The organism is Chryseobacterium sp. MYb264 (assembly GCF_035974275.1).
GTDB lineage: Bacteria > Bacteroidota > Bacteroidia > Flavobacteriales > Weeksellaceae > Chryseobacterium.
Genome location: NZ_CP142422.1, coordinates 4,945,196 through 4,962,730, shown reverse-complemented (window position 1 = coordinate 4,962,730; position 17,535 = coordinate 4,945,196). Strand labels below are relative to the sequence as shown.

The following is a 17,535-nucleotide window of genomic DNA, read 5'->3' as shown; positions in this document are numbered from 1 at the left end:
AAACAAAGCTATGAACAAAACACTCTCAATAGGACTCGCAGGTTTTTCTTTTACCATAGAAGAGCATGCATATATCAAGCTTAGCGATTACCTGAACGCACTGAGAAGCTCTCTGGAAGCTTCGGAAGCCGATGAGGTAATGCATGACATAGAAATCAGAATGGTAGAAATCTTCAAAGATTCTTTGGGAAAACGTGAAGTCATCAATGATTCTGATGTAGAGAAGGTAATTGCACAAATTGGAACACCGGAAAAAATTGAAGAACAGGAAGAAGCTTATTATTCTGAAAAAAACTCTTCGAAAAAAAGCAACTCAGGAGCAGGATACAGCGACAAAAAACAATTATTCCGTGATCCTGAAAAGCAGAAAATTGCCGGAGTATGTGCAGGTTTAGCACAATATGTAGGAATGGACATTACGGCAATGAGAGCGATCTGGCTTGGAGTTTTTGTCTTAGGAGCTTTCACAGCAGCCGTTTCTTCCTCTTTAGTTTTCTTACTTTACGTTATCCTTTGGGCCGTTTTACCAAAAGCTGAATCTGCGGCAGATTTCCTGAAAATGCAGGGAAAGCCTATGAACTTCGACAATCTTAAGAATGAGTCTAATAAATTGGTACAATTCGCCAATGAATCTACTCAGAGGGTCGGAGAAATATTCATCGAAAACAAGCCTTACATCAATAACGCAAGCAGCGGAATCTGGAATGTGATCCGTTACGTGTTAGGAGGAATCTTCGCATTCATCTCTATTTCTTGCTTAATCGGAGTCTTTGTAGTGTTCGGTTTCATGGGCGCAGACAGTGACTTCCCTCCGATCAGCGAAATGAATTTCTATTTCGATAATGACAGCATGAAATACGTGATCATGGCCTTAATTACATTAGGAAGTTTACTGCCCGCCATGTTATTTGGATTGATAAGTATTAAATTAATTTCACCTAAAACAAAATTAAGAAATACAGGTTGGGTTATCGGCGCATTATTCCTTGCCCTGATTGCTTTGGGTACGTACTTCGGATTCAGTATGGCGAAAAAAGAGATGTTCCTGAAAGGCCATAAAGAAGATACGGAAGAAATTGCGATCAGTACAAAATCTGATACTTTGTATGTAGATGTAAAACAGATCACGATTCCTTCCAACTTTAAAGGATATGATGATGATCTTTATTCTGATAAAGTATCTGTATACAAAAGAGATTGGGTACATGTAGAAGTTACCAGAAAAGCGAATATTCCTACACCTTATTTAATTATTAAAAAAGAAGCGAAGGGATATAATCTTCCACTAAACGTGAATATTCCGGTAGAAATTGTAAACAACAAAGTCATTCTTCCAAACTACATCAAGTATCCTTACGAGCACCGTTTCAGAGATTATAATATTGATTATGAATTGGTCATTCCTTCAAAAGCAATCGTAATACCTGTAAAGAAAGACGGAATTGATTTCGATGGAGATCTGAACGGAGACGGAATCAACGATAATGATCAGGACAGAGATGAAGACGGTAACATAAGAATTGAAAAAAACAAGATCACCGTAAATGGTTCTACGATTGAGTACAGTTCTGATGACGACGACAGCGACAGCATCATTATTAACGGGAAAAAAGTTCCGAGCAACCAGGCAGATCAGATAATTGATTCTATGAAAAGCAACATTAAACATATGAAAGGCAAAAATGTAGACATCAAAGTAAACGAAGGTAAAAACGAAATTTCTATAAAGACCAAATAATAAACTGCAGAGAGTGGCAGAAGGTGTGAACGGAAGACCCAACCGTTTGAAGTTCACACACTTCTTCTCTCACGACCATGAAAAAAATATAATTTTTAATCACTGTATATCAGAAAATTATAGTATATTCGTACAAAATTAATAACCCAAATCAAAAACATAAACAAATGGTACAAGTAGCCCTGGAAATAGTAATGAAAATCGTAGATTTAATCAGCGGTTTGTTTTAAGAGCAATAATATTTCAATATATTTGTAAAGTATAACCAAAGTTTGGTTATACTTTTCTGTTTTAATACGAGATCTATGAAAAAACTAATCGGCAAAGCAATGCTAAAATTATTGGGCTGGAAGGTCGTTCTACAAGGCGATGCAAACAGTCTTAACCGTTGTATCCTTGTGGTGGCACCCCACACCCATAATATGGAATATATTTTAGGAAACCTTGCCTACTGGTCTTTAGAAAAACCAATTAAGATTATCATTAAAGATGCGCATACCAAAGCCTGGTACGGAAGTGTGGTGCGAGGATTGGGCGGAATCGGGATCGACAGAAGCCAAAAGAATGATCTGGTAAAATTTGTTGCTGATCAGTTTGCGAAAGAAGATTTCAGCCTCGTAATTACTCCGGAAGGCACAAGAAGCTGGGTTCCTAAGTGGAGAAAAGGCTTCTACCACATGGCGCTGGCAGCAAAAGTCCCGATCGTTCTGGCGGCAGGAGATTTCAAAAGAAATATCGTTTATCTAGGATATACCATTCCGTATGAAAGAATTGCGTCTGCTTCTTTTTCGGAAATCATGACGGAAATTCAGGAGTATTATATTAAAAATGATATTGTTCCTAAAATCCCTGAAAACTGGAACCCGAATATCATGGGGAACGATTCAGAAGCTAGAAGCTAGAAGCTAACAAAATTATCAATTATCCATTACTAATAATTATGCACTATACAGAAGGTAAGACGAAAGAAGAAATATTACATTTTTTAAACAGCTGGGGAGGTGAAGTAACTTTAGCTAAAAATTTGGAAATAAAATTCATCGATATCGATCTTGAAAACGAAACCATGACTGCAACAATGCCTGTTCAGCCAAAGGTTCACCAGCCTTTCGGCATTTTGCACGGCGGCGCGAGCTGCGTGTTGGCAGAAACAATGGGTTCAAGCCTGTCTAATATCTTCATCGATGGTTCTAAGTATTATGGAGTGGGAACCAATATCAACTCCAACCATTTAAGAAGTAAAAAAGACGGAATTGTAACCGCTATGGCAAGATTCATCAGAAAAGGTAAATCAATGCACGTATCTGAAATCGAGATCCGTGATGAAAAAGGAAAACTGATCAACCATACTACGATGACCAATACCATTATTTTAAGATAAGCTTCTTTTCCAAAAACCGAATCAACTCCAGCTCACCCATTTTATTTTTCAGCACGATATCCTCCTGCTGAGGAATAGGTTATGGCGTCTAGAGGCCCCCTTCCCTTACAAAAATTAACTCACAATAACCTCAGTCCAACGATCGGAAATTCACGAAATACAGCAAGAAAGAAGCTGAAAGCTCACAGGGATGGGCATCTAAATCGACGAAAATAGCAGGTTTTACATTCCTGAAAAAAATAACATCAAATTCCTTAGTCCCGGATCCAATACGATCTACAATGATCAACTCCTCCCCTTCCCTTTACGGTCCGCCCCTCCACTTAATCCATCACAAAACACAAAAATACCGACATTCAGAAATACACAAAGTAAAAAAGTATATTTAAACACAGCGAGCGTTAAAAATAAAAAAACTGATTGACAAACACTTAACCTGTGAAGTAAAATTGTAGTAAAGCATGATCCCCGTTTTTGCTATAGCTTTGCATCAATAAAACAATTGAATATTTTACCCTCGTGACCCCATAGATCGGATCGTGATCAGTAAAATCGAAAAATAGATTTTATTTCATAGTAGTGTTTATGAAAATCAGAATGGCTACTTCTGATTTTCCGGTTAGTACGTGTTGAGTGTTATTCACTCAAAGTAGTAGTAGTAGTTTATTTTAATAAGCTATTTTTCAGAATTTGAAGATTCTGAAATAATTTTTTTTCATCATTTTGTGTTTGTAGATCTCCGAAAGGAGATCTTTTTTATGTTCTATAAGGGGTTTAATATAAGAATCAGTTTTAGATCGATCAATCTTAAAACTTGGAAAAAAATTGTTTAGCTCATCAGAACGTTTTTTTACGCTCGTAGATTTTACAAGTGACGCAGTTTCTTTTTTCACACTTTAAATATTGAACACCAAGGCTCACCAAGTTTTTTGACAACTCCCCATTTTTAAGGCTCACCAAGCCGTTCTACTTGTAAAAGATCACGAAGATTAAGTAAAAATAGATCAGCAGCATCATCTGGAAAATCTGCGATCTGTGGGAAATAAAAATATTCGTGCATTCGTGACAAAAATTTAACCACAAATCGAAGATTATCTCCTTTCAGTCGATGAATGATATTTCGACGGAGTCAAAAGTCACAAAAGTTTTTTTAACACTTTAGTTATTTAAGCTTAATGTTAAGCTGCATAGAAGTGCACCTAAGTTTTTGAAAATCTTTGATTTTCTAATGATGGGCTCTAAATATGAGAAATCTGTGAGAAATAAGAATATTCGTGCATTCGTGGCGATATTAAAACCCCTCCATTTTATCTCTGATAAAATCCTTGCGACGTAAAGACATAAAGCATTAAAAAATAGCTTTGCGGCTTTGCGTAAAACCAACAGAAACAGCAGCATCTGTAAAAATCTGCGCCATCCGTGGATAATAAAAATATTCGTGCATTCGTGGCCATTGTGTTCAGCCCTCAATTTTATCTTAGATAAAATCCTTGCGTCTTAAAAATATACGGCATTAAACCAATCTTCGCGTCTTTGCGAAAAACCAACAGAAACAACAGCATCTGTAAAAATCTGCGCCATCTGTGGATAATAAAAATATTCGTGCATTCGTGGCCATTATGTTCAGCCCTCAATTTTATCTTAGATAAAATCCTTGCGTCTTAAAAATATACGGCATTAAACCAATCTTCGCGTCTTTGCGAAAAACCAACAGAAACAGCAGCATCTGTAAAAATCTGCGCCATCCGTGGATAATAAAAATATTCGTACATTCGTGGCAAAAAATACATCTAAACAATTTCTCTCCAAGTTTTGATAATGATCCCCTATCTTATTTTTTTTTCTTAAAGGCAGTTACCATAGGGCATAATAGCAGTTTTGACAAATCTATCTCCAGTAGCCCCTGATTTTCATTAACCACCCTCAACGTTGTATTCCTCAGATCAAATTCTTCAACAAAACAATAGTAAAGCAACCTTACAAGACTTTTGGGGTTTGCATCTTCCTTCTTATGAATATGAAAATAAAGAGAAGGAGATTCAGTCTTCTTTAAATTGAGAGAGATAATCTGTTCCTCTCCATAAAAATAATTGCCTACTCCCCATCCACTGAACCGTTTTACTCTTCCTTTATTTGAAATAGCATATTTACCTTCAAAACCGGGTAATGGTTTCCAGTGTTCATCTGGTAAGTCGCTCAAAGACAAATCAAAAATAGCCGGTGGATTCTCTTTATTAATCTCTGGTTTACCGAGTTTTTCCCAAAGAGAATTATTGAATACTTCTTTGGAATTAAGTATCGTTCTTATCTTAGTGGCATATAGTTTATTCCTTTCTGTAAGGATATCATTAGTAGACTGTAAGGTTAATTTCGAAATATCTAAATCCCATTGTGGATCATTCTTGTTTACGATCACCATATCTTTGTTTTTAAGATCAAATTCTTCTACAAAACAATAATAAAGCATTCGGGTAATGACTACGCTGTAGCTCTTTCCATTACAAGTTAATTTAGTATAGAAATAATATGATTTATTATCAGACTTCAGTACAAAAAGTGATATAATATGCTCTTTCCAAAAAGTTTTGTTTCTATTCTCCGTCCAACTGTTTAGTCGCTTTATTCTTCCCTTGTTGGAGATGGCAAAATATTGCTCAAGATCAGGAAACGGCCTCCATATTTCACCGGAAAGATCCTTTAGTGATAAATTCATACAGGCTGGAGGATTATTCTCATCAATGGGTGGTTGCCCCAGCTTTGTCCAGAGGCTTGTATTAAGTATTTTTTCCTGTTTATTTTTAGTTTCAGGGATAAAATCTTCTTTAGTGGGCATAGTATCTTTTGTAAACCATCTAAATTTTCCTGCGGTAGTCTTTTTTTTATTGATGACCGGGAGAATATAGGTTGGATGAATCCCCAAAGTTTCACTTGCTGCATAAATACTTTCGTAGGTAGCAACAAAATTTCCATCAACTGTATATTGGCTAACTGCCTGCTTATAATTCCCTTTCTTTCCTCTGCCCGTATTCAGAGCTTTACTGCGAACCTCACCGCTAGTTAGCCTCTCCAGATTGCTGAAATGTACATTAAACCGATTTTCATCTTTAAAGGACATACGGAATGAAAGATCATCCATATCAAATTTTTCAACAAAATGATAGTAAACCAAACGGGCTACTGATTTTCCATATACCCTGCCTTCAATACAGAGGTTACATCTTACATTATAAAGATGGGCCTTTAGATGTTTATTAAAATACCTGAAAAATTGCGGCTTCATAATCCTATCCAATATTTTTTGCTCTCCTCCGGCAGGAAGCGGAACCCAACGCTCCAAGCTTTTTACCCGTCCATAATTTGAAATAGCATAATTTTCAAAATCTTCTATCAGCTTCCACTCTTCATTTGGAAGATCTTTCAGAGAGAGATCGGAAAGAACTGTGTTTACATATTCATCTCCTAATTCAGTAGGTAATTTCATAAACCGAAAATTTGTTTGGTAATTTACTTAATATAACGCAGCCCCGAATTTAACATGAAATTTTATAATATCAAAGATAGCTCTCATTTTAGTTTAATTATTTGAGCGTTTTATTGAAGTTTACTAAAATTTGTCTGCTACTTATTCTACTTATATTTTTAAAATCAATTTGAAAAATAAATCTAACATCCAAACGCAAATTATTTTTTGCTCTCGCAGATTTTTCAAATGATACAGATTTACTTTCTGAATTTTTTTTGAACACAAGGCTCCCAAGTTTTTTGATAACTGCTCTTTTTTAGGTCTCACAAAGCCGTTCTACTTATGAAAAACCACAAAGAGTAAGCAAAAAAATATCAGCGGCAGCATCTGTGAAAATCTGCGCGATCAGTGGGAAACAAAAATATTCGTGCATTTGTGGCAAAAATTTAACCACGAATCGAAGATTATCTCCTTTCAGTCAATGAATGATATTTCAACGTAGTCAAAAGTCACAAAAGTTTTTTAACACTTTAGTTATCTAAGCTTAATATTAAGCTGCATAGAAGTACACTTAAGTTTTTGAAAATGATGGGTTCTAAATATGTGATATCAGCTGAAAATAAAAAATATTTGTGAATTCGTAGCTGCAATATGCAGCCCTCAATTTTATCTTTGATAAAATCCTTGCGACTTAAAAACATAAAGCATTAAGAAATATCTTTGCGGCTTTGCGAAAAACCAACAAAAACAACATCAGACAATCCGAGGTAAAAAATTAAACCACGAATCGAAGATTATCTCCTTTCAGTCAATGAATGATATTTCTACGTAGTCAAAAGTCACAAAAGTTTTTTAACAATTTAGTTATCTAAGCTTAATATTAAGCTGCATAGAAGTACACTTAAGTTTTTGAAAATGATGGGTTCTAAATATGTGATATCAGCTGAAAATAAAAAATATTTGTGAATTCGTAGCTGCAATATGCAGCCCTCAATTTTATCTTTGATAAAATCCTTGCGACTTAAAAACATAAAGCATTAAGAAATATCTTTGCGGCTTTGCGAAAAACCAACAAAAACAACATCAGACAATCCGAGGTAAAAAATTAAACCACGAATCGAAGATTATCTCCTTTCAGTCAATGAATGATATTTCTACGTAGTCAAAAGTCACAAAAGTTTTTTAACAATTTAGTTATCTAAGCTTAATATTAAGCTGCATAGAAGTACACTTAAGTTTTTGAAAATGATGGGTTCTAAATATGTGATATCAGCTGAAAATAAAAAATATTTGTGAATTCGTAGCTGCAATATGCAGCCCTCAATTTTATCTTTGATAAAATCCTTGCGACTTAAAAACATAAAGCATTAAGAAATATCTTTGCGGCTTTGCGAAAAACCAACAAAAACAACATCAGACAATCCGAGGTAAAAAATTAAACCACGAATCGAAGATTATCTCCTTTCAGTCAATGAATGATATTTCTACGTAGTCAAAAGTCACAAAAGTTTTTTAACAATTTAGTTATCTAAGCTTAAAACTGATCTGTATAGAAGTGCACCCCAATTTTTAAAATTTCTGATTTTCTGCTAATAGGTTCTAAATCTTAAAAATCTGCTGGAAATAAAAATATTCGTGCATTCGCGGCAAAAAAAGACACTTAAACAATTTCGTTCCAAGTTTTAGACTTGATGCGTATTTTTATGTAATTTTAATCGCAGATTGAAATTTTAGACCGTATTGATGAAGCATTATATTGTAATATCCTTATTGATTTTATTCCCTGTTCTTGGGATGGCACAAAAGAAAAATTCTATTGAATATGCCAACATCCTGATCAAAAAAGGAGTCGATGCCCTCTATAAAAAAGACCACACCCAATCTTTGGAAATATTTGCTGACCTGAAAACTCTGGCTAAATCCAATAACTGGTATAATCAGGAGTTTATTGCAACCAACTGCATCGGACTGAATTATTATGAAATGTCCGATTACAGTGAGGCATTAGACTACTACCTCCAGGCTTACGCGATTGCCATGAAGCATCTTACAAAAGACAATGAAAAAACAGTTCTCAATAATATTGCACTGGTTTATTTTGAACAGGAAAAATACAAAGAATCTGAGAAGCATCAGAAAAGAGCCTACGAACTGGCATTAGACAATAAAGACAGCCTGGGAATTGCAATTTATGCCGATAATCTGGCCAATCTTTACAACAGGATCCATCAGCTCGATAAAGCTTCAGAGTATATCCAGATCGCAAAATCTATGGCTCAAGCATTAAAAAAGCCCCTGATTCTGGTCGATATCACCATTAGTGATGCACAAAATTCTCTTCAGAGGAAGGATTTTGATAAGGCATTGCACCTTTTAGAACCGATTCGCGAAACGCTGAAGGCAAAAAATCAAAAGGTGAACAGAATGGAGACGTTCCTGATTTTATCTAAAATTTTTCAAGGCAAAAAAGAATATGAAAAAGCATTGTCATACGCCATAGAAGCAAGAAAGACGAATATAAACTATCCGGACAGAAAAGAGATCTACAGTCAGTTTTCAGATTTATATTTTGAGACTGGAGACTACAAAAAGGCTTTGGCCTATAAAGATTCTATCATTGTGGTTAAGGATTCGGTAAATGCCATTAAAAATAAGGCTATGTATCAGAATAGCGAGATTAAGCTGAGGCTTCAGGATTCTCAAAAAGAACTTTATAATGAGAAAAAATTAAAGTTTTATATCGGCGCATTCTGTTTCCTGATTTTAGCTCTTTTAAGCTGTTTTTTTCGTATTATATATCTAAAAAATCGCCAGAAAAGGACATTGGCGGAAAAAAATCAGCAAATTATCAGTTTAGATTTAAAAAATAAAGAAAATGACAATCTTTTGCTGGAAAAGCAGATCAGGGAAAAAGAAACCGAGTCTCTTTTAGAAAAAGAAAAATTAAAAAATGAACTTGAAAGCAGGAACAGAAAGCTTGCCGCCAATGCCATTCATATTGCACAGAGAAATGATAAAATAGAAAACTATATTTTAAAATTAAAAAAGAATTCTATAGTGCTTAAAAATGATCAGTTCTCAAAGCAGCTGGATCAGTTAAAAGAAATTCTCACAAAGGAAGATTATCATGATGATTTTCTCACGCATTTTGAAAGAATCAACAGTAAATTTATTGATAATCTAAAAGAAAAACATCCCGATCTTACCTTAAATGATATCCGATTCATCAGTTATATTTATATGAATCTTTCCATAAAAGAAATTTCATCCATCTTTAATATCACCATCGAAGCGTGCAGGAAGAGAAAAGAAAGAATTTCAAGAAAAATGTTATTAACGAATTCAAGCAACTTATTCGATTATATATCAGGGATTTAAATAAAGCTGTCACACTTTTTCCAAAGACCGTCTCACTATTTCTATCCATATTTTTTTATACAGATTATTGAAAAAATACATTTGTATACATTAAATAAAAGTAGATTATGAAAAAATTACTATTGACGGTATTATTAACAGTTGTGGGCAAAATAAGTCTTGCTCAGGTAAGTTTTACAGGTAATCCCCAATATGGGCGCATGCAGAATTTTGTTTATGATAAAACCATTGGTAACAGAATTTATGCAACAACGAATGTGGATAAGCACATTCTGGTGTCCGCCGACAACGGAAGTACATGGAATGTTCTCTACACGTTGCCCTACCCCACAGAAGCACCGAATATTAAGGAAATGCGCCTTATTAATAACGGGACGGCTCTTAGCTTTATTGAAGATTTCGGATCGAGTGGCAACAGTAAAGTTACTGTACTAAGCTTAGGCAACTTACAGATTATTAAACAGTTTAACCTTCCTCCCGGTGAAACCGATGCTATCGGTAATTATTCCATTTATGATGACGGCAATATGAATACTGCCCTTATGATTGTAATGCAAAGTGTGGGATCTCCGGTGCCTCAGAACCGAAAATTATACCGTACCACAGACGGAGGAGCCAACTGGATAAATGTATACGATTCCGGGGATCTGGAATTGTCTGACGCGACAATGAATCCTCAAAATCCACAGATACTTTATATCGCAAGAGGATCTGGTCCGCAGCCTGTTCAGGGAGGTTTTCTTACCTCCACAGACGCAGGAGCTACCTGGACAGAGACTTTAAACAATATTATTCTGGAGTCTATCGCTGTTGATCCTCAGGATCCTTCGGTTATTTACGCCGGAACCTCACATTTTGTTCCCGGTACTATGCCCAATATGCATCAGGCGGTATATAAAACCACCGATGGCGCTGCCAGCTGGACAGAGCAAGTGGGTATAGATTGGTCTTCAAATGACCCATTGGGAACATTGAGAATGGTTAAGCTAATGGTGGATCCCAACAGTCACAACCATGTTCTGGCCATGGGAGCCCATAAAATTGCAGTTACCACCAATGGAGGAAATACATGGACAACTACTTTCCACAATGGTCTCGATGACGGAACCTCTTATTTTTACCCTCACGGGGCAGCTTTTAATCCTCAAAATACCAATCAGGTACTGATCGCCAATGAGCGTTTTCCAAAAATATCCACCGATGGCGGAATCACGCTTACGACTGTTCCCAATCCGTTTTTTACCAATATGGGAAGTCTCTACACTTTAAAAGATCAAAATAATCAGGATCAGTTAATCTACGGAGTACAATGGGGATATACGGTAAGAAATCTCAATACCAATCAGGAAAATCCGACAACGGTGTATCCATTGGGAACTTTTCCTTACGGACAGACTATGGCTCCTTTCTTTTTTGACAAAAATATAGCCGGAAGAGCCTATATTTTTGATCCCACCGTATTTCCAAGAGCCCTAAAAATAAGTAATGATTATGGAGCGACGACTACTAAAGTGACCGATACCTACGACAATCTGTTAACAGCTGCAGAGACAGATCCTCAACATCCTACTATTGCCTGGTTTGCTACGTATAATGGGAGTACCCCTTTAACGAAAATCGATTTCACCAATCTCAGCAGTCCGGTAATTTCTGATCTTAATTTCCCCACATATCCTTATGATTATGCCATAACAGGAATAAAAATGAATCCGGGTAATTCTGAAAGTGCGATGGTGACGATTGGAAACAGCATATTCAAAACCACCAACGGAGGCATTAACTGGACGGAAACTACCGTGCCGGGGCTTGATCTTCCGAATTACATCAACAGCATTGCACAGAATCCTTTAAATAATAATCAATACGCTATTGCGACAACAAACGGAATTTACAGTTCCACAGATTTTGGAACTACATGGAGCAAAATTTATAATGGTCCCATCACCAAAGTAGAATATTCTACGGTACAAAACGGGCAGATTGTCGGGATTGCTGCCACCACCACAAACAGTCCGTCAAAAGTCATCTACAGCAATAATGCAGGAGTGGTATGGCAGGAAAAAAATTCATCTGATTACTTCGACACCATAATCCGGGACGGTGCGGTTCGTTTTATCAATGATACTACAGCAGAAGTCTATCTGAGCACGTATTCGTTAGGCGTTTTAAAGGACATTATTTCTTTCTCTTCTTTACAAACTTCTGATCCGCAAATCAGAAAAGAGGATATTGCAGTCTATCCGAATCCTGCTGCGGATGACATTCATATCAAAACAGGAAAAAACAAAGCCCGGTTTAAAGTAAGTTTTTACAATGCTGCCGGACAAATGGTTTTACATTCTGAAAACAATGAGAGTATTCCTATCTCTACTCTTGAAAAAGGGGTATATCTTCTGAAGATCGAACAGGAAAACGCAAGTACCGTCATTAAGAAAATTATTAAAAATTAGTTTTTCTTAGGATATTTTTTAAACCGCCTTCATTTGAGGCGGTTTTTTCATAGTTTTTATGTTTAAAATTTCACAAAACAATTTTTATTATTTCTATTTTTAATTTTATTTAAATTTTTACAGATTATTTTTCATTTTAGGTTTTAATTAATCCGCAAAGAAGCCCCAAGATTTGACTATATTTTAAGCTCCCTTTAACATCCTGTTAGCACGAAATTAAGTATATTCGCTTTTTAATTATTTGAAGGAATGAAGAAGATCATCTCTACTCTGTTTTTGTCTGCAGCAACGGCTGTTTTTGCTCAGGAAGCGATTCGTTTTGAAGAATTACCTTTTAAAGAACTGATTGCGAAGGCAAAAAAGGAGAATAAAATTATATTTATGGATGCTTACGCTTCATGGTGCGGACCATGCAAGATGATGGAAAGAAATATTTTCACCCAAAAATCCGTCGGAGATTATTACAATTCTAATTTTGTCAACGCAAGATTCGATATGGAAAAAGGGGAAGGCCGCGAAATTGCAGCAAAGTACGGCGTTCGCTCCTACCCTACCTATTTATTTCTAAATGGTGACGGCGAACTGGTATCACAAAACTACGGATATATGGAAGAAAGTCCGTTTTTAGCCATGGCTCAGGATGTTAATTCTCCGAACAATAAAAAGGGTTCTCTGAAAGAGCGCTTTGCCAAAGGCGAGAAAGATCCGGAATTTCTTATCAATATTATGAAACTCAATTCATCTTCAGATTATGATTTTGCCAAAAATGCTTCCGAAAGATACTTTGAAAATAAAAACAAAACGGAAGAGCTTTCAAAAGATGACATCGGATTTTTGTTATTTTTTCTAAAATCTCCTGAAGATAAAAATTATAAAATTTTCATTGATAAAAAATCTGATATCATTAAGCATCTTCCTGAGGAGACCTATAAAGAATTTGATGCTCAGATCAAGTTATCAAAAATTATAGCTCAATCTATTGATGACAGAAATAAAAGAATTGATGAAGTTTTTTTTATGAAAAATGCGGAACCGCTGGTGGGAAAGCACGATGCTGAGGTGAGGCTCAACCAGACCAAGTTAAGCTATTATGAACAGAATGCCAACTATCCGGAATACGAGAAGGCAGCCCTGGAATACTATAAAAACTCTGATTCTTTTGATACCAACGAATTATTAAAGACAGCATGGGTATTTTCTGAACATGTAAAAAATTCAGCTTCCTTAAAAAAGGCGGCAGAATGGGCCGAAAAATCAGTGATGAGAGGTGAAACATCTGAAAATACATACATACTGGCAAAACTCTATTATTTAACAGGTAATAAAGATATGGCGAAAACCTACGCTGAAATGTCTGAAACTCTTGCAGTGCAAGCTGGTAAAGACTCACAGTTAGCGAAAGAGTTATTAAATCAAATAAAATAATCTACTAAAAAACATAGGGTTTGAGGTACAAATTTTTAGCAGCTTTCCTAACCGCATCTGCATTAGGAACAATGAATGCTCAGGAAGCGGAGCAATCAGAAAAAAGTGTCTATATAAAAGGAAATGCATTGCTGGCTCCTGTAGGAATTGTTAATGTAGGAATAGAACATCAGGTAAGCAAAAACATAACGGTGCAAGGAGACCTGTTTATATCGCCCTGGAAATCTTTCGCGGGAAAGCATGCGCAGGCTTATTTATTAGGCTTCGACGGAAGGTATTATTTCAGTAAGGCATTTGATAAATTTTATGTTGGAGCAAACATCACGGGAGGATCTTTCAATATCCAGAAATGGAGCTACTGGAGTGATAGTTTCTACACTCATAAAGATGGCGAAGTTACACCTTATGTAAACTCTAATCTTTACCAAAAAGGATATACTTTCATTCTGGGGATCGTAGGCGGATATCAGTTTAAATTTAAAGAAAGATGGAATGTAGACATCTATGCAGGAATTGGATCCATGCAAAGTTTCTACAAAGGATATGATAAAGTAAGCGGAGATCGTTATGACAAGCTGGAAGACAGAATGGGTCGCGAATGGGATCGCAGTGGAGAGTTTCTGCCTTACCGCGGAGGTATTATGATCTCTTATAAATTAAGATAGAATGAAATTATTTGGAAGAAACCATATCATCATCAGCCTGATCACATTCGGAATTTTATTTCTAATGAATTTTCTGGGAAATGACCAGCCTGATAAGCTCGAAAGAGCCTTAATGACAGCAGGAGCAGGCGTGATTGGATTGTCAATCGGACTTTTTATTTTGAATAAAGGAAAGAACGATAAAAATCCGCCTCAGAATTTTGACTGATATTTAAAAGTGAATGGTCAGTCATGAATTCGCTTACGCTCGTGAATTTTAAACATTGACTTGCAGAGCAAAATTGACAATTGACCATTCACTTTTCTTTATTTTTCGTACACAATATATTTACTTCTAATTTTCTCAAATTGAGCTAAATCAGATTTCCAGGAAGATTTAATTTCCTGAAAAGATTTTCCGGCAACAATTTGTTTTCTCAACTCATCACTTCCCGCCAGGGTATCAAAAAATAAATTCTTTAAGAAAAAATCCTGTTGCGGATTTTTATAGTTTTTATAGGCTTTAATTACCCATTCCAGGTTTAATTCTTTTAGATCTTTTTTATAATCAGAAAGATTTTCACCATAACACAATTTTCCGTTTAAAAACGGATCTTTGGCACCAGAAGTAGGCTTTGGAGTAAATTGATAAGGTAAATCTTTCGTCCAGGGCGAGCCGTAAATCTGGAAAGGTAAATTCGTTCCTCTTCCAACAGAAACCTGCGTTCCTTCAAAGAAACATAAACTTGGATATAGGTTGATAGATTTATCATTTGGCAAATTGGGTGAAGGTTTATCTAAAATAGCATACCGCTGATTTTTATGATAATTTTTCATCGTAATTAAAGTGTATTTTGCCTGAACTTTATTTTTCAGCCACTTTTCTCCGTTTACCATTTTCCCGTATTCTCCGATTGTTAATCCATACACAACAGGAACTTCATGCATTCCGACGAAGCTTGTCCATTTTTTCTTTAAAACAGGTCCGTCAATATAGCCGTCATGAGGATTTGGTCTGTCAAAAACCATCACTTCCACATTATTTTCAGCTCCGGCTTCCATCAAATACGTTAATGTCGAAATATAAGTATAAAAACGAACGCCAACATCCTGAATATCAAAAACAATAATATCAATTCCTTTCAATTGCTCAGGTTTTGGTTTTTTATTATTTCCGTATAGGGAAACAATAGGAATTCCGGTTTTCACATCTACTCCATTCTTCACTTTTTCACCGGCATCGGCATCGCCACGGAAACCGTGTTCAGGCGCAAAAATAGATTTGATTTTAATCCCGTTTTTCACCAGAAAATCTACAACATGGGTTCTGTCGCTCATTAATCCGGTTTGGTTGGTGACAACTCCGATTGTTTTCCCTTTAAGCAAAGGCAAATAAACCTCAGGCTGATCGGCTCCCGTTTTAAATCCGGCTTTATCTTCAGTCTGAGAATAATATTGATTGAATACTCCTAAAAAAATTAGGCAAATAAGAAGTAAATTTTTAATTTTGAAATCTAAATTCATAAGCTTGAAATTTCCCATCTATTTCTCCAGAAAAATAGCGTTTTCCAAAGATAACAAAAATAACCTTTCGAGGGTGATCATCTTCATTGGCCGCCTCTCGGTGGCTCTGGGAATCATTGTTTCTTTGATTACCGTGTCTACAGGTTTCGGTTCCAAGAAAGCCATTAAAGAGAGACTGGCAGATTTCAGCGGGCATATTACCGTACGCTCTACACGTTCCAATTCTTCTTACAATACTTCAGTTCTTGATAATCAGGGATTGAATATTCCAAAAATCAAAGAGCTTTCTGATGTGGAAAGCGTTCAGAAATATGCTACCGTAACAGGAATTATGCGTAATGAACATAACTTTTCAGGAATTATTTTTAAAGGAATAGGAAAAGATTTCGACAGTTTACGATTTAAGAAATTCCTTGTTTCAGGAAACACTCCGGTTGTTACAGAAAAAGGATATAACAATGGGGTTACCATTTCTCAGAAAATAGCCAACGATCTTCACCTGAAGGTAAAAGACAGCATTGTCACAGTCTTTTCAAAAGCTGATCAAAAGCCGATTTACAGAAAATTTGAAGTCTTGGGGATTTATAAGACCGATATCAAAATGATTGATGAACAATTCGTTATCGGGGATATCAATCATGTTCGGAAAATTCAGGATATGAAGCCTGATGAGGCAGGAGGAATTGATATTTTTCTCAAAAACGTGAATGACATCGACAAAGATTTTCCGGATATTGAAAAACTGATCGGTTACAAAAATTATGCTGAAAAAGCAACTGAAAAGTTTCCGCAAATTACGGACTGGATAAGCATATTTGACACCAATATTGCATTGATCATCATTATTATGCTGATCGTCGTGGTCATTAATATCATTATGGTTCTTCTTATTCTGATTATTGAAAGAACCAATTCTATAGGTTTACTGAAAACAATGGGAGCCAGTAATTCTCAGATCCGTGCAACATTTATTAATTATACTTTAATTATCATGGTTCCCGGTCTTTTGTATGGAAATGCCATCGGACTTGGACTGATCCTGATTCAAAAGTTTTTTGGTGTTATTAAACTGAATCCGGAAAATTATTACGTAAGCACTGTTCCCGTAGATTTAAATCCTATTGCGATTATTTCTATCTCTGTAGGAATTTTGATTATTTCAGGGTTGGCTTTAATTATCCCAAGTTATCTGATCAGTAAAATTTCTCCGGTCAAGGCGATTAAGTATAGTTAGTGAGGGATTGACTGGTGAATGGTAAATTTTGCTGTGCAAGTGAATTTTTACAGGTGTTTAAAATTTATTATCGATAAAAGTTTTCAGCATCGCATCATTAGGAACCAAAGTTGAAACCATCTGACGAAAATTGCAGGCTGAATAGATTGCTTCGTCGTTACTCCTCGTAATGACTAATTTCCAGTGGAACCACCCAAGCCCCTAGCCCCGATTGCAGTGAAAATCCCGGAATGGAGTGACGGAGCGAAGCCTAGACGCGTAATGAGGAATTGTAACGGAAAGCGGGAATAAGCTCCTA

At 35.9% G+C, this 17,535-nt stretch carries 11 protein-coding genes; 9 read left to right on the top strand and 2 right to left on the bottom strand.

Annotation, left to right across the window (positions count from 1 at the left end):
* The first annotated feature begins 10 nt into the window (after positions 1-10).
* The 3 genes from VUJ46_RS21740 to VUJ46_RS21730 all read left to right on the top strand — a co-directional run bounded on the left by VUJ46_RS21740 (position 11) and on the right by VUJ46_RS21730 (position 3,119).
* Positions 11-1,738 (top strand): PspC domain-containing protein, encoded by a 1,728-nt coding sequence (locus VUJ46_RS21740; RefSeq protein WP_326982746.1) that lies wholly within the window; start codon positions 11-13, stop codon positions 1,736-1,738.
* Between the two features lie 305 nt (positions 1,739-2,043).
* Complete coding sequence (locus VUJ46_RS21735; protein ID WP_326982745.1) at positions 2,044-2,640, top strand: 1-acyl-sn-glycerol-3-phosphate acyltransferase; 597 nt, start codon at positions 2,044-2,046, stop codon at positions 2,638-2,640.
* A gap of 38 nt (positions 2,641-2,678) precedes the next feature.
* Positions 2,679-3,119: a PaaI family thioesterase gene (locus tag VUJ46_RS21730; RefSeq protein ID WP_326982744.1), complete on the top strand. Its 441-nt coding sequence runs from the start codon at positions 2,679-2,681 to the stop codon at positions 3,117-3,119.
* A 1,831-nt stretch (positions 3,120-4,950) separates the two neighbouring features.
* Here the strand turns inward: VUJ46_RS21730 and VUJ46_RS21725 are convergent.
* Positions 4,951-6,600 (bottom strand): NUMOD4 domain-containing protein, encoded by a 1,650-nt coding sequence (locus tag VUJ46_RS21725; RefSeq protein WP_326982743.1) that lies wholly within the window; start codon positions 6,598-6,600, stop codon positions 4,951-4,953.
* Positions 6,601-8,325: 1,725 nt separating this feature from the next.
* Between VUJ46_RS21725 and VUJ46_RS21720 the strand changes: the two genes are divergently transcribed.
* From VUJ46_RS21720 to VUJ46_RS21700, 5 genes are all read left to right on the top strand, one after another.
* Positions 8,326-9,960, top strand: coding sequence for a tetratricopeptide repeat protein (locus VUJ46_RS21720; RefSeq protein WP_326982742.1), 1,635 nt, complete (start codon positions 8,326-8,328; stop codon positions 9,958-9,960).
* Positions 9,961-10,067: 107 nt separating this feature from the next.
* The gene (locus VUJ46_RS21715; protein WP_326982741.1) at positions 10,068-12,410 is read left to right on the top strand and encodes a T9SS type A sorting domain-containing protein; all 2,343 of its coding nucleotides are present in this window, start codon (positions 10,068-10,070) and stop codon (positions 12,408-12,410) included.
* A gap of 249 nt (positions 12,411-12,659) precedes the next feature.
* Positions 12,660-13,835: a thioredoxin family protein gene (locus VUJ46_RS21710; protein WP_326982740.1), complete on the top strand. Its 1,176-nt coding sequence runs from the start codon at positions 12,660-12,662 to the stop codon at positions 13,833-13,835.
* A 20-nt stretch (positions 13,836-13,855) separates the two neighbouring features.
* The gene (locus VUJ46_RS21705; RefSeq protein WP_326982739.1) at positions 13,856-14,500 is read left to right on the top strand and encodes a DUF3575 domain-containing protein; all 645 of its coding nucleotides are present in this window, start codon (positions 13,856-13,858) and stop codon (positions 14,498-14,500) included.
* A gap of 1 nt (position 14,501) precedes the next feature.
* Positions 14,502-14,708, top strand: coding sequence for a hypothetical protein (locus VUJ46_RS21700; protein WP_326982738.1), 207 nt, complete (start codon positions 14,502-14,504; stop codon positions 14,706-14,708).
* Positions 14,709-14,806: 98 nt separating this feature from the next.
* Here VUJ46_RS21700 and VUJ46_RS21695 read toward each other — a convergent pair whose 3' ends face one another.
* Entirely contained in the window at positions 14,807-16,003 is a 1,197-nt protein-coding gene (locus tag VUJ46_RS21695) for an exo-beta-N-acetylmuramidase NamZ family protein (RefSeq protein WP_326982737.1), read from the bottom strand.
* Positions 16,004-16,007: 4 nt separating this feature from the next.
* Here VUJ46_RS21695 and VUJ46_RS21690 point away from each other — a divergent pair, with 4 nt between their 5' ends.
* Positions 16,008-17,237, top strand: a complete 1,230-nt coding sequence (locus VUJ46_RS21690; RefSeq protein ID WP_326982736.1) for an ABC transporter permease — start codon at positions 16,008-16,010, stop codon at positions 17,235-17,237.
* The last annotated feature ends 298 nt before the right edge of the window (positions 17,238-17,535 follow it).